This window comes from Paenibacillus sp. Y412MC10 (genome assembly GCF_000024685.1).
GTDB lineage: Bacteria > Bacillota > Bacilli > Paenibacillales > Paenibacillaceae > Paenibacillus_AQ > Paenibacillus_AQ lautus_A.
This window is the reverse complement of sequence record NC_013406.1, coordinates 1,801,717-1,818,639: the sequence shown is the minus strand read 5'-3', so window position 1 is coordinate 1,818,639 and position 16,923 is coordinate 1,801,717. Positions and strand designations below refer to the sequence as shown.

The following is a 16,923-nucleotide window of genomic DNA, read 5'->3' as shown; positions in this document are numbered from 1 at the left end:
TGTCTACGATTTACGCATACCAGGGCGGACCAGTTGATGCAAAATAAGAAGAGATCACATGCTGCTCCGGAACAACGGCAAGCAGGCTGCCGCGTCCGCTCATGACATAAATCAAATGATACTTCTCTCGTTTAAATAGACGCATGATATCATCCAAAGGTTTCGAAGAATCTGCAACGATTGGCTGGGCAGGACCAAGTCCATCCAAATTCCGTTCATAAACCTCGCTCCGATTGACCAAAAATCTTAAAAACCGGTAATGGACGTTCCGATAGTCTTCGAAATTGGAATACGCCAGGAAAAGGCCGATCATCAGCACATTTAAACGAACGCCGCCTCCGGAGAATAACGGCTGCAATCCGTAACCGATCATAATTAAACTGCACAAAATGCCTGCGCGGGAAGCCCACAGCAAGGTGGCATGATAAGGGGCAAGCAGGCTGATGACGGCCTGCAGCACTTTGCCGCCGTCCAGCGGCAGAATCGGAAGCAGGTTAAACAACGCGATGACGAGATTCCCCTGAATGATATAAGACAGCAGCTGCTCGTCACCCCACCCCGCCCATTGGCAGGCCAGGGTAATGCCGATCATAATGACATTTTGCAGCGGTCCCGCAAGCGCAATGATGATCTCCTTCATCGCAGTCATCCTGCCGTCGTCTTCAATGACAGCAACGCCGCCGAACGGCAGCATCTGAATGGCTCGTACCTTGAACCCCATCGCTGCCGCGGCGGCGGCATGTCCCAATTCATGAATAAACACGATAATAAACAGGGTCAGCAACTCCAGGAAGCGGCCGGTGAATACGGATGCCAGCATGACAATGACAAAGAGCGGATGCAGCGACAAGACCGTTCCCTTAAACTTAATCAAACGGAATCACTTCCGCCGGATCGACGTCACGATCCCCCTCTTTGAGTTCGAAATAAAGGGAGGGCGGGCTGCCTGTGCCTGAAGATGCCAAAGTCCCGATAATATCTCCGCCTTGAACCCAGTCATTCACCTTAAGCCCGGTTTCCGCCAGCCTGCTGTATGCCGCCGTTCGCTCTCCCGTATGCTGTATGCGTACCGTAATCCCGTTATCAGGATGTTCTTTAACCTCAAGAACGCGCCCGGTCTCTATACTTTTAACCGCCCGGTCCGCTAAAGAACCCCCTCCGGCTTCCAGAACGATGCCTTTCAGATCAACGGCAAAGGATTGAACCACCCTTCCCGAAAGCGGAGGAACCAAAGAGGTCCCGGCATTTACCTTCGTCGAATGCTCGTCGGTTTGTCCAAAAATCGGTATAAAGGACGGCGCGCTGCCAAAATGCTCCTCGTACCATACCTGGGCCGCCTGGAAATCCATCTCATGGCTCAGCCCTTCAATGATAAATGCCTGCGCGCGAAGGGCCCACGGCTGCTGAAACGAAAATACGCCCCATGCCAATCCAAACACCAGCGCACTGACGGCGACGCGGCGGATCAAGCCCGACAGGAACGAAGCTTTTCTTGGCGGTTCTCCCGGAGCACCGGGATCCAGCGTATCATACCAACCGCGATGCCCTTGCTTCCAAAGCCGCTCGGGATCCGGTTCATGCTCTGCGTAACGTGGGGACGGGTTCGCTATGTTGTCCTTGATGAAGCCTGGCTTTGGATTATGGGGATTAGCGGGTGTTTTATCGGGAAGCCCCGTCCAAGACGGCTTATCGTCCTGCGCCGTGAACTGCTCCCCTTCCAGCAGTTCGCGAATGCGGGCTTCTCTTCGGTTCTTGACGGAAGTTTTGATGTCCATTGTTCTCTCCCCCTTGGGGCTTGTTTTCTTACTCTATCCTATGAGGAGATGAGAGATATTTAGAACAAGCCCTGATGAAGAGGCGGACGGGTTCTACGAAAGCCGCTTAGACTGCCGAAGGAGAAAAACAAAAAAAACCGATGCCTCCCGGCACCGGTTCTTGGTCGAAACCCTTAACCCATTCCAAAAAACTTTTTGAATTTGGTGAACATTCCTTTTTTCTGATGGATTGCATCAGCGGAACGGTATCGCCAAGGATACGCCGGGCGATGTTTCTATAGGCGATGGCTGCCTGGGAATCCGGGTTCATCACCGTAGGCTCCCCGATGTTGGCCGCTTTAATGACCATTTCATCATCAGGCACGATACCGATCAGATCGATATTCAGCACCTGCAGCACATCTTCGATTTCGAGCATGTCCCCGGATTTCACCATATTGGGGCGAATCCGGTTCACCACGAGCTTCGGAGACTCGACATGCGAGCTCTCCAGCAGGCCGATAATCCGATCCGCGTCCCTTACGGCCGCATTCTCGGGCGTCGTGACGACAATCGCTTTGTCCGCGCCGGCGATGGCATTCTTGAATCCCTGCTCGATTCCGGCCGGACAATCGATAATGACGTATTCGAATTCCTTTTTCAATTCAAGTACGATATCTTTGACCTGCTCCGGAGAAACGGCATTCTTGTCCTTGGTCTGGGCTGCAGGAAGCATATACAGCTCATCGAAGCGCTTGTCCTTGATCAGCGCCTGGTTAAGTCGGCATCGCCCTTCCGCAACGTCGCACAAATCGTATATAATCCGGTTTTCCAGGCCCATCACGACATCCAAATTGCGAAGACCGATGTCCGTATCAACCAGACACACTTTTTTTCCGAGCAGTGCCAAAGCTGTGCCGATGTTCGCCGATGTCGTCGTTTTACCGACTCCGCCTTTACCTGAAGTTACGACGATTGCCTCTCCCATGTTCTACACCCCTTTAAACACATTAAAATCCCGACCCAAACGTGAGATGTTGCTGATCTTGTCGATCTCCATGCTTCCGTCCTTCAAATACGCAAACTCCATGACCGTTTCCCGCGTTTCCCATTCATCCGGCGGTCTGCTGATCATCTGGGAGATTCGAAGCTGGGTAGGGGCAAAATACGAAGCCGCTATAATCGCCTCCTCGTTGCCTTCTACACCGGCGTGCGCGGTTCCGCGCAGAGCGCCCAATATGTAAATGTCGCCGGTGCAAGTAATCGTCCCGCCTGGATTCACATCGCCGAGGAACAAGAGATCGCCGTCATGATGCAGGACCTGTCCGGAACGCACCATCCCCGTCTTAAGCGCAAGCTTCTCCTCCGGAACGAGCTCGGACGCAAGCGGCGGCGATTCCACATTGCGTATCAGCAAGTTGCCCTTTTGCTTCAATATGTCAAGAATCGTCTGCTTCTCTTCTTCGGAAATTTGCCGGGAACCCAGCTTCACATCCACATGAATGATGGGTCCGGTCAGAATATTCTGATGACTATGCTCCAGCTTATAGCGGAGCTCGCCAAGCAATTCCTCCAGCTCGCATTGATCGTCAAGCAGGAATACCAGGCCATCTTTGATGCCCTTAATCGTCACATGATTGGATTTTACAGCCATAAGCCTGTCCCTCCCATCCCTATACATTTCGCGCTCAAACCTACAAGTTCCTGCTAGTCTAGTAAAATGTCATATTGGAGAGGGTTCAGGTTGCCTTCCTTCTCTGATTCTTCGTTACCAGCTCAATCTGCTTGCGTAAGGGAACGTAAATTGCCAGAGCAAAGGCAAAATGAACAAGGAGATTGGGAAGCATATGATGAAGCAGTGACCAATTATAAGAAGTCGGGTTGAGTCGAAATACCTTATATATGCCAAAAAGCGTACTGTCAAACAACAAGCTTCCCAGAATGACAATGGTCATCATCATGGGCAGCGGCGCCCGCGGGGACTTGAAAACAAGCCCCACCAAATATGCGGATACGCCCATAGCAAACGAATAAGTGCCAATCATCTCGCCATAATACACGATATCGTGAAGCATGCCGAACAGGAGTCCGAGCACGAGCCCCGTGTGGCGATGGTAATAAATCGATACAAAAAACAAACAAACCAACACGAAATTAGGATAAATCTGAAGCTGCAGCGAGCTTGGCGTTAACCAGAAAACCACCGTGCCCTGCAGAATAAACAGCACGAACAGCAGCAGGACCAGAATCTGTTTACGTGCCATCATTTCGGCTCCTCAGGGGTAATGACAACGGTCAGATATTTCCAATCATCGAACTTGGCGGCTGGTTCGATCGTAGCCGTTCTGCTTTGACCGTATTGGCTGGTCTGAACGCTGAGGACCTTACCGATGATCATGCCTTGAGGAATAACGCCTCCGGCACCGGATGAAATGATCTTATCTTTTTCCTTAATCGGATCATCTTCCGAAATCCGCGTCATGAGCAGCGTGTTGGTCTTCTCATCGTAGCTCTCAACCACGCCGAACGTCTTATCCTCTTTGCCAATGGCCGTAACCGAAATCGGCTGCGGATTCGGATCCTGGGCGTCCATCGTTGTCAGCAGTTTCACGGTGGAGGTGAAATTGCTGACGTTGCTAATGATGCCGACCATGCCGTCGACCGTGGTGACCGACATATTAGGGCGAACCCCATCGCGCTCGCCCAGATCGATGACCAGTGTCCGGTTATTCGGATCCGAATTAACGCTAAGGACTTGAGCGGTTCGATATTCGTATTTGTCGCGATTCTTCTGGTTTTCGGTAAAATGAAGTTCGTCTTTTAGTGCCTCGTAATTGGCTTTCATGTTGTTGTAATTTGCACTCTCACGCGAATACTGCGCAACCGCCCGGCGCAGCTCCTCATTCTCTTCATAGATCGCCTTCATATTCCGTACATCTTCAAAGAAACCCGCTATATAAGCAGCGGGCTTATAAAACACACTTTGCACAAAACCGACCGTATCTTTGACGAATTTTTCAGGCCAAGATAAAGAAGCTCTCGGGCCGAGCGTAAACCCCATAATAGCGATAAACGCTACCAGCCCGATGAGCATAATGAACAAACGCTTATTGCCTAGCAGCTTAAACAGTTGCAACACCCTCTAACTTACTGTTTTCTCTCCCAACATTAGGGGTTTACACTTTTATTTTGGTTTCTACCGTTTGGAACGGACGGCAGAGCTGCTCCGGGATTTAAACAAGTGAATGTTCTCGAGCGCTTTACCTGTGCCAATGGCCACGCAATCCAGCGGATTCTCCGCAACGATGACCGGCATGCCGGTCTCTTCGGCAAGCAGCTTGTCCAGGTTGCGAAGCAATGCGCCGCCTCCCGTAAGCACGATGCCCCGGTCCATAATATCCGCAGCAAGCTCCGGAGGACATTTCTCAAGGGTAACCTTAACGGCTTCAACGATAGCATTAATGGTGTCTGCCAACGCTTCGCTGATCTCATCCGATGTAATCGTGATCGTCTTCGGCAGACCCGTCACCAAGTCGCGGCCGCGAATTTCCATCGTTTCCACGGTCTCCAGCGGCATCGCGGAGCCCACTTCCATCTTGAGCAGCTCGGATGTGCGCTCACCGATCATCAAGTTGTATTGGCGTTTAATATAAGAAATAATGGACTCGTCCATTTCATCGCCCGCAACCCGCACGGAGCGGCTGGTTACAATCCCGCCAAGGGAAATGACCGCAACCTCGGTCGTACCTCCGCCGATATCTACGACCATGCTGCCCGTAGGCTCCCACACGGGCAAGTCTGCACCGATTGCCGCCGCAAAAGGCTCCTCGATCGTGTAGGCTTCGCGTGCCCCCGCTTGCTTGGTCGCATCTTCAACCGCACGCTGCTCGACGGCCGTAATGCCTGAAGGCACGCATACCATCACGTTCGGGTGGCGCGGGAAGATGGAACGCTGCTTCTGCGCTTGACGAATAAAGTATTTAATCATCGTAGCCGTTGTATCAAAATCGGCAATGACGCCGTCTTTCATCGGACGAATGGCACGAATGTTGCCTGGTGTCCGTCCAATCATTTTCTTAGCCGATTCCCCGACGGCTTCAATGCTCTTTGTATCTGTACGCAGAGCAACCACGGAAGGCTCTCTTACGACAATTCCTTTTCCACGGACATAAACCAACGTATTTGCCGTCCCCAAATCGATTCCCAAATCTTTCGTAAAACCACCTAACATGATGTATCTCCCTTTCTTCGTCAATCTGAACTATTATATTACATCAAGCCCCGTTCCTTCAAACTTACAAACGATCCGTCCCCGATGATCAGATGATCCAGCACGTCGATCCCGACAATCTGTCCTGCCTCCACTAAGCGTGCAGTCAGCGAAATGTCCTCCGGGCTGGGCGTCGGATCTCCGCTAGGATGGTTATGCGCGCACACCAGGGATGCACTGCTGCATTTGATGGCCGCTCTGAACACCTCGCGGGGATGAACGATGGAGGCGTTAAGGCTCCCCATCGATAGCGTTTCCTGGGCAATGACATGATTTTTCGTATTTAAAAAAACACAGACAAAATGCTCTTTCTGTAAATACCGCATCTGTTCACTGAGCAGTTCTGCCGCGTCATGCGGACTGCGGATAATAACCGGCTCTACATGTCTCGATGCGGCCAAGCGCCGTCCAAGCTCGATGCCAGCCTTCAGCTGAACAGCCTTGGCGGTTCCAATTCCTTTGATTTGCGTAATTTCCTCGATGCTAAGATCAACGAGCTGCCGGATGCCGCCTGCTTCCCCCAGCAGCCGCTGGGCTATATGTACGGCAGATTCCTGGCGGGTACCGGTCCGAAGCAGAATCGCCAGCAATTCTGCATGGCTTAAAGCGCTCGCCCCATATTGCATCATGCGCTCTCTTGGTCGTTCATCATGGGGGATGTCGCGCAGCAATAGCGTTGGCGACTCCATATATTCCCCTCTTTTCTAAGATTTAAATCAGCAGGTCCCCGAAGCTTCCATGATTCCGTTGGCTTCGGATGCCGTGTTCTATATCTATGAATCGGTGAGTACATCCATCCCCATTTCAGACAGCATGTCCGAGAGCAGAGAAAGCGGCAGGCCGACAACGTTAAAGTAGTCGCCTTCGATCCCTTCCACGATGGTTGCACCCAGGCCTTGAATCGCATACGAGCCTGCTTTGTCGGCAGGTTCCCCGCTCTTTACGTAAGCCGCGATCGCATCATCACTTAATGATTTCATCTTTACGGTCGTCACGCGGTGAGATACCTTGGCGCGACCGGAACGCCGGTCGATGCAAGCCACTCCCGTGTAAACGAAGTGTGCCCGTCCTTGAAGCATGGACAACATCCTTGCAGCATCAGTATGATCCTCCGGCTTCCCGAGGACATGGTCATCTACGACCACAATCGTGTCGCTTCCCACAATGATACCATCTCCCGGATCATCCGTCAGCTTTCGGAGAACCGCTTCCGCTTTGCGCAGCGCCAGTGACTCCACAATTCGCTCTGGCGACCACCCTTGCGGTGTGTCCTCGTCAGCTTCACTTGGCATAATCTCGAATGGGATACGAAGGGAGGCAATCAATTCCTGACGCCGAGGAGAGGTGGAAGCCAATATGATGCGGCGGTTTCTCTTCTCATTCAAGGGGGATAATCTCCTTTGTCATGTCTTAGAGCCTGCGGTATAACCAGACGGCAGCAATAATGCCAAGCAGACTGAGCAGGCAAAAGTTAAGTTCAAGGTTAATGTCATAACGAATAATGTCAAAATCAGCTGAAGGCGACCACTTGATCGGTGTAGTAGACGTCAGAAACGACAGAGCCTTGACCGGTTGAAGCGCCTTGGCAAGCCATGTTCCCGTCAGCCACCCCAGCAGCAAAAACAAGATGAGCATTCCTTTATTTTTCTTCATGCATCCTCTTCCCTCGCCATTTTTTGACACCCTAATTATTATACGGTGAATCGATAAGCAATACAAACAGAAATCCGGCATGGGGAACTATTTCCAGTTCCAAGCCGGATTTGACGTAAATTTGAATTTATTGGCCATCGAGGAGTTTCTTTTGGCCCATGACATAGTTCATCATGCCTGTTTGGATCTCCCACAAATGCCCCTTGGATTGATTTTTGTTGTATTCGGAGAGCGCCGTGATCGAACTGTTCATCGACTGCTCCATGGCCGGCAGCACGGCCCCGGTCTCCGGACCCAAGCCTGCGGCCAGCTGCTTGACCGATTGGATCCATTGCTGATGCAGATTCGTGATAGTATTCATATGCTCCGACGTCGCTGCGCCGGGCTCCTGCATGCCCAGCAAGGATGCCGATAGCTGGCTAAGCTCCGATACCAGCTCCCCGCTTATCGCAAAATAGTCCGTCAGCGTCTGCTCCTCGCCAGCGAATGCCGCTGACTCTATGCCCGGCAGCGCGATCTCTCTAACGTATAATTCTACGCCTTCGGCCTTAAGCTGATTGCTGAGCAGCTTCGCCTGCTCGCGGTCGGGCGAGATGCCCGCATACACACGGTTCTCCTCGTCCAGATCGCCGCCTGCGGCAATACCGGTTTGCTGCAGTTCCCCGATCGCCTGGGCAGCCCGCTCGGGCGTGCTGAACACGCCGTATTGAAGCAGATAAAAGTTTTGCCCCGGAATATGAACAGCCGATTCGGTCATATCAGGCGTCGGTGATGTCCCCGCTCCCCCGGATGGATCGGTCGGCGCTAAGTTCCCTGCATCACTGCTCTCGAGCTGCCCCGTTGCCGGGTTCTTGCCGGCGTCGCCGCCGTTAAACATGGACAGCACCATGTACCCGAACAGCAGGCCCGTGATGACGGCAGCGGTCACGGACACCGCCATCTTCCAAAAGGAGGTGGGTTTGCGTGAGCGATAATAACCGTAATCGCCGGCAGATGTCTCATATAGATCCGACTCGGGCCCGAGATTCCAATGGGAGTCGTTCGCTTCGGGGGTCATTCTCCCGGAAAATGCATCATCATGGAGGTCGTAGAGTTCCTCATGCACGTCGTGGTATGTATCCGATTCTACAGGGGCATCAGGGGCATCGCCGTACGGCCAGCCGTTATCATGGTCCAGGCGCCTTCTTTCCTCAGCTAGCCGTGCCTTGGACCGATGATTGCGCGATGGTCTCCAGTCACGATCGTCCACTTCCCGGTTATCCCGCTCCTCCCGGAGCGGCGGGACGACGCGCAAATGTTCCTGCTGAACGCTCCTCTGAGGTTCGTACGAAGCGTCCGTATCGGTAAACCGATTTGCTGCCGCTGTGTCATATTCGTCAAAGACGGAATGGTGGTCGTAGACCCGGGGGTTGCGGCCCGCTGGAACGTTTTGGTTCGCATCGTGTTCCTCGCGGGCACGATCCTTGCTCCTGTCCTTCGGCGGCTCGTGATCGATACGTATCGTCATCCGTGCTTTATTCATATCCACACACCTCACTTGTCCTTCTACACCTAGCTATATGATCAAGCTTGGCAACTTATGAGTATGCGAAAAACAAAAGGGCTGACCAAGAAATGATCTTGATCAGCCCTTCGTATCGTTATCGATGCTGGCTTTGTCCCCCTTACAGAGGCAAAGCCCATGCAATCCCCTGCTGCAGCGAAGCAGCAAAGGAAGCAGGCAATCTTTATTTCTTGCCCTTAATGAACTCCGCTAAAGCAGCGCCGACCTTCCAGATATCGCCCGCTCCCATCGTGAGAACCAGGTCGCCTTCTTTTACGCGACCTTTGAGATCGCTCAGGACATCTTCCTTGGTCGGCAAATAGCGGGCACCGGCATTGCTGTTCTGAACGATCAGCTCCACCAGCTTACCCGAGCTGATGCCTTCGATCTGCTTCTCGCCGGCAGGAGAGTAAATATCGGTGATGATCACCTCATCCGCTTCCCCGAACGCGCGGCTAAACGCATCCAGCAGGAAGAAGGTTCTCGAATACCGCTGCGGCTGGAATACGGCAATGATCCGTTTGCCCGTAGCTTTAGCGGCACTGATCGTCGCCTCGATCTCGGTCGGATGATGCGCATAGTCGTCAATCACCAGAATGCCTTCAGCTTCGCCAAGCACCTGGAAGCGGCGCTTAGCCCCGTTGAACTTGACGATGGCCTCTACAATCGCCCCGAACGAGATGCCGCTCTTCAAGCAGCATATCACCGTGGCCATGGCGTTGTAGACATTATGTTTACCCGGTACGGACAGCTCGACGGTGCCCAGCTCCATGCCGTTATGAAGCATCGTGAAGCTGACGTGACGGTCGCCCAGCACCAGATTGGTTGCCGTATACTCCGCATCCGCATGAATGCCGTATGTGGTCACATTGCATTTCAGGTCAGGCAAAATCGCCTGAATGTTGTTATCGTCGGCGCACACCACGGCCGTACCGTCAGCCTTGATCTGGCTGAGGAATTGCACGTAGGCGGCCTTGAGACGATTGAAATCCCCTTCGTAATTCTCCAGGTGATCGGCTTCGATATTTAGAACGACGCCGAGCCATGGATGGTATTGCAGGAATGAACCGTCGCTCTCGTCGGCTTCAGCCACCACATGCTCGCCTTCACCCGCTTTGGCATTCGTGCCCACGTTCATAATTTCCCCGCCGATGATAAATGTCGGATCGACTCCGCATTCTTCCATCACGAGCGCAATCATGGATGAAGTGGTTGTCTTGCCATGCGCTCCCGCTACGGCCACGCCTTTGCGTTCGTTCAAAAGACGCGCCAGCATCTGCGCGCGGTGAAGGACAGGAATGTTCAGCTTCTCTGCCTCGACCCGCTCCACGTTGTCTTTGGACAATGCCGTGGAGTACACCACAAGGTCCGCGCCTTGGACTTGCTCGGCGGTATGTCCAATGTATATTTTGGCGCCCTTGGCCGCCAGCTTTTCTGTCAATTCTTGCGATGCCACGTCAGAACCCGTGACTTTATAACCCATCTCCAGCATTACTCGCGCTATGGCGCTCATCCCGTAGCCGCCAATTCCTATAAAATGAACATGTTCTGATGTATTCAACAGATATCACCAACCTTTTTCAGAATCGGAAAGGCCCAGGAGGTTGGAACGCACGTCGGCAATCAGGTACAACGTGCCCGACACCACCCCAAGATCCTCCGCTTCCGTCCGTGACTTCAACTCTTCAAGTGCGTTTTTCCAATTTGGTTCTATGATGATTTGCAGTGTATGTTTGGCGTATTTCTCCCTTACCTGCTCTACGATGTCACCAAGCGCCTTGGCGTCCAGTTTCTTCCGGAAATCCGGTTCAGTCAGGATAAGCGTATCCACTATTGGCAGTATATGCTGCAAATACGATTCATGATGCTTATTTGCCAGCATTCCCATCATTAAGTTCAGTTTCCGATACTTATAGATCTGCGGCAAGCTTTTGGCCAAGGATTCAGCCCCTTCGGGGTTGTGCGCGCCATCGAGAACAATCCGCGGGGAGGACTGCACTTGCTCCAGTCTTCCCGCCCAGAACGTATCCTTAAACCCGGCACGCAATTCTTCTTCATCCACGATAAAGGCCATGTACTGGCGAAGCACCTCCAGCGTCATCATGGCAACCGCGGCATTGGCGCATTGATGCTCGCCCTGCATCGAAATATCCAAATCCATATCCCGGAACGGTCCCTTAAAACGGAAAGTCTGGCTTTCTTCGTCCCCGCGCAGCCGTTCATAAGAGAATTGCTCGTCTACGAGGTACAGACTTGTACGGTTTTTGGCGGCCGTTTCTTTCAGAATTTCGACAGCCTCAGGCTGAGTGACCGTGCTCACCACGGGCACTCCGGGCTTGATGATGCCGGCCTTCTCCATGGCGATCTCCTGAATGGTATCGCCCAGAACGTCGGTATGGTCCATGCCGATGTTCGTGATCACCGAAATGATGGGATGAACGATATTGGTCACGTCAAGACGACCGCCAAGTCCGGTCTCCCATACCACCACGTCCGGATAAGACACCTCGCCGTAATACAGGATCGCAAGAGCCGTGGACACCTCAAACATCGTGGGCGATCCAAGCCCGGAGCCCGCAACTTCGGCAACAAGCGGCTCTAAGCGATTCGCGAGTTCCAGCAGCGTCTCTTCCGGTATGTCTTCGCCGTTATACTGAAACCGATTGGTAAACTTCGTAATATAGGGGGACGTATAGGTGCCTACCGTGAATCCCCCTTGAAGCAGAACCTTTGTTAAAAAAGCGCATGTGGAGCCTTTTCCGTTCGTTCCGGCCACGTGGATAAATTTTAATCGACGCTCCGGATGGCCGAGCAGCTCCATCAATCGCTGAATTCTATCCATGCCAGGGCGGATCCCAAACGGAATCAGCCCATTGATCCAAGCTACCGCTTCCTCATAGGTATGGAACGGAGCTGCGGCTGCAGCTGCCGATTGATCAACCATCGTTCTCACCTTCTGGTCCAGATTCATCTTGCCCTTTAGCCTCTCAATTCTTCGATGCGCGCAATCACTTTGCTGCGTTTGTCCGAGTAATCCGCGAGTTTCGCCCGTTCTTCCTCAATCACCTTCTCGGGTGCTTTCGATACGAAACCAGGATTGTTCAGCTTCTTCTCCACGCGCTCGACTTCGCTGTTCAAGTGCTGAATTTCCTTCTCCAGACGCGTGATCTCCTGAGCGATATCGATCAGTCCGGCAAGCGGCAGATACATCTCAACACCTGTCACCACGGCGGTCATCGCTTTATCCGGCGCCTCAAGCGCAAGGGAGGACTCATACTCCGACGTGTTGCAGAAGCGGCGAATATAATCGGAATTGCGATCGATAATGCCGGCAATATGCCCGCTTACCGGTTTCAATTGCAGTTCTACTTTTTTGCTCATCGGCACGTTCACTTCCGCCCGGATGTTACGTACGGCACGGATCACATCCATCAGCAGGTTCATTTCGGTAACAGCTTCCGTATTCTCAAACGCCTCATCATAGGTCGGCCAAGAAGCCAGCATGACGGTCTCGCCTTCATGCGGCAAATGCTGCCAGATCTCTTCGGAGATGAACGGCATGAACGGGTGAATCAAGCGCATCGTGCGGTCCAGCACATAGGCAAGCACCGACTGCGTCTTTTTCTTGGCTGCTTGATCCTCGCCATACAGGGACAGCTTGGCAAATTCGATATACCAGTCACACAGATCATCCCAGATGAAATTGTACAGCAGTCGACCGGTTTCGCCAAATTCGTAGGCATCAATTAGACGCGTAATGTCGCGGGAAGTTTCGTTCAAACGGTGCAAAATCCACCGGTCCGCGGTTCCCAGCTCTCCGGAAATGTCGATATCCGCCGCCGTGAAGCCCTCCAGGTTCATGAGCGCAAAGCGCGACGCATTCCAGATTTTGTTAGCGAAGTTACGCGCTTGCTCCACGCGTTCCCAGCGGAATCGAAGATCCTGACCCGGCGTGCTGCCGGTCGATATCATATAACGCATAGCGTCTGCGCCATACTGTTCAATAACCTCGAGCGGGTCAATGCCGTTGCCCAGCGACTTGGACATCTTGCGGCCTTCGCTATCCCGAACCAGGCCATGGATCAGCGTGTCCTTAAACGGCATTTGCCCTGTGAATTCAAGTCCTTGGAAAATCATCCGCGACACCCAGAACGGGATGATGTCGTAACCCGTTACGAGAACGCTGGTCGGATAATAACGTTTGAAATCCTCGCTGTCCAGGTCCGGCCAGCCCATGGTCGAGAACGGCCAGAGCGCGGAGCTGAACCAGGTATCCAGCACATCCTCGTCCTGTCTCAGATCATCCTTGCCCAGCTTCGCGCGGGCTTCCTCTTCATTCATGGCAACAACCACTTCGCCCGTGGATTCCGAATACCACGCCGGGATCCGGTGACCCCACCACAATTGACGGGAAATGCACCAATCGCGTACATTCTCCATCCAGTGCAGATAGGTTCGCTCGAACCGGTCAGGCACGAAGTTCACGCCCTTGCCGGATTTTTGCGCATCCACGGCTGCTTCCGCAAGCGGCTGCATCTTAACGAACCACTGCGTCGACAGGTAAGGCTCGACCACCGCACCGGATCTTTCGCTATGGCCAACCTGATGGACGTGGTCTTCGATGCGAAGCAATACGCCCGATTCCTTCATGTCGCTGACGATCTGCTTGCGGCATTCTGCACGGTCAAGGCCCTGGTATTTGCCGGCAAACTCATTCATCGTTCCGGATTCATCCATTACGGTAATTTGCGGCAGGTCATGTCTCAGCCCCATCTCGAAGTCGTTCGGATCATGCGCCGGCGTAATTTTAACCGCACCGCTGCCGAAGTCCTTCTCCACGTACTCATCCGCTATAACTGGAATCTCGCGGCCCACGATAGGCAGCACCAATGTCTTGCCGATCATGTCTTTATAGCGCTCGTCTTCCGGATGAACGGCGACCGCCGTATCGCCGAGCATGGTCTCCGGACGGGTGGTTGCCACGGTAATGGAGCCGCTGCCGTCCTTCAGCGGATATTGCAGGTGATACAAATGGCCGTTGACCTCTTTGTACTCCACTTCAATATCGGACAAAGCCGTACGGGCAGCCGGGTCCCAGTTGATGATGCGTTTGCCGCGGTAGATGAGCCCTTTATCGTAAAGCTTGACGAATACTTCCCGTACGGCTTCGGACAATCCCTCGTCGAGCGTGAAACGTTCTCTGGAGTAATCGAGGGACAGGCCGATCTTGGACCACTGGTCACGGATCGTGTTTGCGTACAGGTCCTTCCATTCCCACACCTTCTCCAGGAATTTCTCGCGTCCCAGATCGTAACGGGTAACGCCTTCTTCGCGAAGCTTCTGCTCTACCTTGGTTTGCGTGGCGATGCCCGCATGGTCGGAACCGGGGAGCCACAGCGCATCGTAGCCCTGCATCCGCTTCACGCGAATCAGGATGTCCTGCAGCGTAAAGTCAAGCGCATGGCCGATATGGAGCATGCCCGTAACGTTAGGAGGAGGAATAACAATCGTGTAAGGCTCCGCGTCCGGTCGCTTGCCGGCTTCAAAAAAGCCGCCTTCCTTCCAGTACGGATACCATTTTTGTTCGGCTGCCTTCGGATCATACGTCGTCGGCATTTCTAACTGGGATTGGTTTTGTTTTTGATCCATATTTTCGTACCTCCGATACTGTTAATCAGTTTTGCCAACCCGAAACGTTTTAGCCTCCGGGCGTGTTCGTGGATATCATAGTTGGCGTGAAACAAAAAAAGCCCTTCGTCCTCAAAGGACGAAAGACTGTTCTCTCGCGGTACCACCTTTGTTTCGTGCTTACATGGTTCAGCAACCGTTGTCCTCCCATGAAGAACATGAAAGGCTTTCGGTCAAGCACGACACTTTACGCAGATAACGGCTGCGGCCGGCGAACTCTAACCAGGGTAGCAATCGATCCTACTCTATCTCAAGTCCGCAACTCCGGGGCGACTTCGGCAAGCTGGTTCCTGCGGAATCTCTCAGCGCTTGGTAGCAATTCCGCTCTCTGAAGGCCATACCTTCCTACTCTTCCCGTTCAACGTTGTTCTAGCTTTTGGAATACCTGTACATATACTATTCAAATATAACGTGGTTGTTCCATATAGTCAATATTTCGAGTGTTTCCGAACGATTTAGACATCATACCTGCCGATTCAAATAAATCCTTGTTCGCTGTAACATACAATCCAAGCTCGCTCTGCTTCCTCTCCTCCAAACCGGTTCCCCGCAGCACAAAAAGCAGGCCAAGGCTGCCTGCCTCGGCCTGCTTCATTCTAGCCCCATGACGACTTCCCGATTACTGGGGAATATACAATACCTGGCCTTCTTCCACATTCTGCTCGGACATGCGGTTATACAACAACAGCTCTCGCGGCGTCAGCTGATAGCGCTCGGCAATCACGTCGAGTGTCTCCTCACGCTGAACAATGCACATCCGGACCTTACGGAATGGCGTTTCCTCCCGGCGGTTGCCCAGGAAAAGACTCTTCCATTCCACATCCTCGGACGAAATGGCATCCACCGATTCTTCGATGGCCTCTTCCTCGTCTCGAGCAGCTTGATCCTGATCCTGAACCGTTCTGCTCGATTGAAGCAAAGAGGAGAAACCTACGCCCGAAGCGGTATTGGCGGTGCTGTTCTTCGCGTTGAAGGCAACCTTCAGCTCCGGTTTGGACGGAGCCTCTTCGACTTGAACGGAAACCTCCTCCTCTAACTCCTCCAACGGCTCGGCTTCCTCTTCAAAAACAGGCTGGGCTTCCTCCGTTTCCTGGGAATCCAATACCGGCAGGGCTTGAACCTCTTCGCTTTTGCGCTCAATGACGCCCGGGAAGTCGGCTGCCGGTTCTTCCTGCTGCGGTTCCGGCTGGGCCGCAGCCCGTTCGAACTGCCATACACTCGGAGTCGACGGCTCAGCTGGCTGAAATTCCGTCTCATTATGTAAGGCATATTCGACCGTATCCTGGGCTTCAGGCGTACCGGAGATGCTTACCGTTCGGTCCGAGTCCTGCGCATCCTGAATTTGATTCTCGTATTCCGCCCAAGATGCCAGATACTGCTGCGTGCGCGCATCCGCCTCGGACTCTTGGACTCTGGGCTGAGCCTCGTTGAAATAAGAAGGCGAAGGCGTAGTCGCTTCAGCGTTGGCTCCGCCGCCTTGATTCGGTTCATACGGATTGGCTGCGAACTGCTGCTCTACGCCTGCATACATATCATTCGCTCCAGGAGCATGTACCACTGTGAATTCCTCATTGGTCCATACTTGGTCACGAGCTCCCGGAGCCGCCGCCTGGATTCCTTTGAGCGATAAAACCCCCGTTATGTTCAAACTCCGCTTGGATAACAGATCCACGTCAAAATTCTCGATCTCGACCGCGATGTCATCCAATGACGATACCCGGTTCAGCGGGACCGTGATCTCGACCGGAATCCAATGCTCGAGCGGCTCCGTCTCTCCTGCTTCGGTATCCCCTTTATACAGGCCTGCTAGAAGCAGATGGCCCCGAAGCGTGGCCTGGTCCTGCTGGCTGATCACCTGAATGTGCGGGATCAACTCCGCCTCTTCCAATTCATCGATTCCCGGCAAATCTTCCGTCAAATTAATACGCTCGTAAATATCGAACCGCAATCCGTAGGACTGGTCAAACACGGGAATGTCCTCCTTTTTGGCATATACTATCCGTGATCTGTCATCA

Annotated in this window: 15 protein-coding genes, 1 pseudogene and 1 other annotated feature; all 16 genes and pseudogenes read right to left on the bottom strand. The window is 53.0% G+C overall.

What is annotated here, in order from left to right; translation table 11 throughout:
- Positions 1–10: 10 nt before the first annotated feature.
- Positions 11–874: a M50 family metallopeptidase gene (locus tag GYMC10_RS07660; RefSeq protein ID WP_015734018.1), complete on the bottom strand. Its 864-nt coding sequence runs from the start codon at positions 872–874 to the stop codon at positions 11–13.
- Positions 867–1,775: a M23 family metallopeptidase gene (locus GYMC10_RS07655; protein WP_015734017.1), complete on the bottom strand. Its 909-nt coding sequence runs from the start codon at positions 1,773–1,775 to the stop codon at positions 867–869. The genes GYMC10_RS07660 and GYMC10_RS07655 overlap by 8 nt, the downstream gene beginning before the upstream one ends.
- A 173-nt stretch (positions 1,776–1,948) precedes the next feature.
- Positions 1,949–2,742: pseudogene (minD, locus tag GYMC10_RS07650) on the bottom strand (septum site-determining protein MinD).
- Positions 2,743–2,745: 3 nt separating this feature from the next.
- On the bottom strand, positions 2,746–3,408 hold the full coding sequence (locus tag GYMC10_RS07645) for a septum site-determining protein MinC (RefSeq protein ID WP_015734015.1): 663 nt from the start codon (positions 3,406–3,408) through the stop codon (positions 2,746–2,748).
- Positions 3,409–3,493: 85 nt separating this feature from the next.
- Positions 3,494–4,021, bottom strand: coding sequence for a rod shape-determining protein MreD (gene mreD / locus GYMC10_RS07640; protein ID WP_015734014.1), 528 nt, complete (start codon positions 4,019–4,021; stop codon positions 3,494–3,496).
- Positions 4,018–4,893 (bottom strand): rod shape-determining protein MreC, encoded by an 876-nt coding sequence (mreC, locus tag GYMC10_RS07635; RefSeq protein WP_015734013.1) that lies wholly within the window; start codon positions 4,891–4,893, stop codon positions 4,018–4,020. The genes mreD and mreC overlap by 4 nt, the downstream gene beginning before the upstream one ends.
- A 57-nt stretch (positions 4,894–4,950) precedes the next feature.
- The gene (locus GYMC10_RS07630) at positions 4,951–5,985 is read right to left on the bottom strand and encodes a rod shape-determining protein (protein ID WP_009593998.1); all 1,035 of its coding nucleotides are present in this window, start codon (positions 5,983–5,985) and stop codon (positions 4,951–4,953) included.
- A gap of 38 nt (positions 5,986–6,023) precedes the next feature.
- Positions 6,024–6,713 carry a RadC family protein gene (gene radC / locus GYMC10_RS07625; protein WP_009593994.1) on the bottom strand — a complete coding sequence of 230 codons (690 nt, stop codon included), beginning with the start codon at positions 6,711–6,713 and terminating at the stop codon, positions 6,024–6,026.
- Between the two features lie 84 nt (positions 6,714–6,797).
- Complete coding sequence (locus tag GYMC10_RS07620) at positions 6,798–7,409, bottom strand: Maf family protein (protein ID WP_015734012.1); 612 nt, start codon at positions 7,407–7,409, stop codon at positions 6,798–6,800.
- Positions 7,410–7,434: 25 nt separating this feature from the next.
- A complete protein-coding gene (locus GYMC10_RS07615; protein WP_009594010.1) occupies positions 7,435–7,677 on the bottom strand; it encodes a DUF4321 domain-containing protein in 243 nt (80 codons plus the stop codon).
- 127 nt (positions 7,678–7,804) lie between these two features.
- Positions 7,805–9,199 carry an SPOR domain-containing protein gene (locus GYMC10_RS07610; RefSeq protein WP_015734011.1) on the bottom strand — a complete coding sequence of 465 codons (1,395 nt, stop codon included), beginning with the start codon at positions 9,197–9,199 and terminating at the stop codon, positions 7,805–7,807.
- Positions 9,200–9,404: 205 nt separating this feature from the next.
- Positions 9,405–10,781, bottom strand: coding sequence for a UDP-N-acetylmuramate--L-alanine ligase (gene murC / locus GYMC10_RS07605; protein WP_015734010.1), 1,377 nt, complete (start codon positions 10,779–10,781; stop codon positions 9,405–9,407).
- A 6-nt stretch (positions 10,782–10,787) separates the two neighbouring features.
- Complete coding sequence (locus GYMC10_RS07600) at positions 10,788–12,191, bottom strand: bifunctional folylpolyglutamate synthase/dihydrofolate synthase (protein ID WP_036662707.1); 1,404 nt, start codon at positions 12,189–12,191, stop codon at positions 10,788–10,790.
- 8 nt (positions 12,192–12,199) lie between these two features.
- Positions 12,200–14,869: a valine--tRNA ligase gene (locus GYMC10_RS07595; RefSeq protein WP_015734008.1), complete on the bottom strand. Its 2,670-nt coding sequence runs from the start codon at positions 14,867–14,869 to the stop codon at positions 12,200–12,202.
- A 111-nt stretch (positions 14,870–14,980) separates the two neighbouring features.
- Positions 14,981–15,279: a binding site (T-box leader), on the bottom strand.
- Positions 15,280–15,308: 29 nt separating this feature from the next.
- Positions 15,309–15,503: a hypothetical protein gene (locus GYMC10_RS07590; RefSeq protein WP_009594017.1), complete on the bottom strand. Its 195-nt coding sequence runs from the start codon at positions 15,501–15,503 to the stop codon at positions 15,309–15,311.
- Positions 15,504–15,527: 24 nt separating this feature from the next.
- Positions 15,528–16,877 (bottom strand): LysM peptidoglycan-binding domain-containing protein, encoded by a 1,350-nt coding sequence (locus GYMC10_RS07585; protein ID WP_015734007.1) that lies wholly within the window; start codon positions 16,875–16,877, stop codon positions 15,528–15,530.
- Between the last annotated feature and the right edge of the window lie 46 nt (positions 16,878–16,923).

What these genes read in the sequence shown, in the direction of transcription:
- GYMC10_RS07655 (WP_015734017.1), bottom strand. Translation starts at nt 1,775, where the DNA reads ATGGACATCAAAACTTCCGTCAAGAACCGAAGAGAAGCCCGCATTCGC.
- GYMC10_RS07645 (WP_015734015.1), bottom strand. Translation starts at nt 3,408, where the DNA reads ATGGCTGTAAAATCCAATCATGTGACGATTAAGGGCATCAAAGATGGC.
- mreD (WP_015734014.1), bottom strand. Translation starts at nt 4,021, where the DNA reads ATGATGGCACGTAAACAGATTCTGGTCCTGCTGCTGTTCGTGCTGTTT.
- GYMC10_RS07630 (WP_009593998.1), bottom strand. Translation starts at nt 5,985, where the DNA reads ATGTTAGGTGGTTTTACGAAAGATTTGGGAATCGATTTGGGGACGGCA.
- radC (WP_009593994.1), bottom strand. Translation starts at nt 6,713, where the DNA reads ATGGAGTCGCCAACGCTATTGCTGCGCGACATCCCCCATGATGAACGA.
- GYMC10_RS07615 (WP_009594010.1), bottom strand. Translation starts at nt 7,677, where the DNA reads ATGAAGAAAAATAAAGGAATGCTCATCTTGTTTTTGCTGCTGGGGTGG.
- GYMC10_RS07610 (WP_015734011.1), bottom strand. Translation starts at nt 9,199, where the DNA reads ATGAATAAAGCACGGATGACGATACGTATCGATCACGAGCCGCCGAAG.
- GYMC10_RS07600 (WP_036662707.1), bottom strand. Translation starts at nt 12,191, where the DNA reads ATGAATCTGGACCAGAAGGTGAGAACGATGGTTGATCAATCGGCAGCT.
- GYMC10_RS07595 (WP_015734008.1), bottom strand. Translation starts at nt 14,869, where the DNA reads ATGGATCAAAAACAAAACCAATCCCAGTTAGAAATGCCGACGACGTAT.
- GYMC10_RS07590 (WP_009594017.1), bottom strand. Translation starts at nt 15,503, where the DNA reads ATGAAGCAGGCCGAGGCAGGCAGCCTTGGCCTGCTTTTTGTGCTGCGG.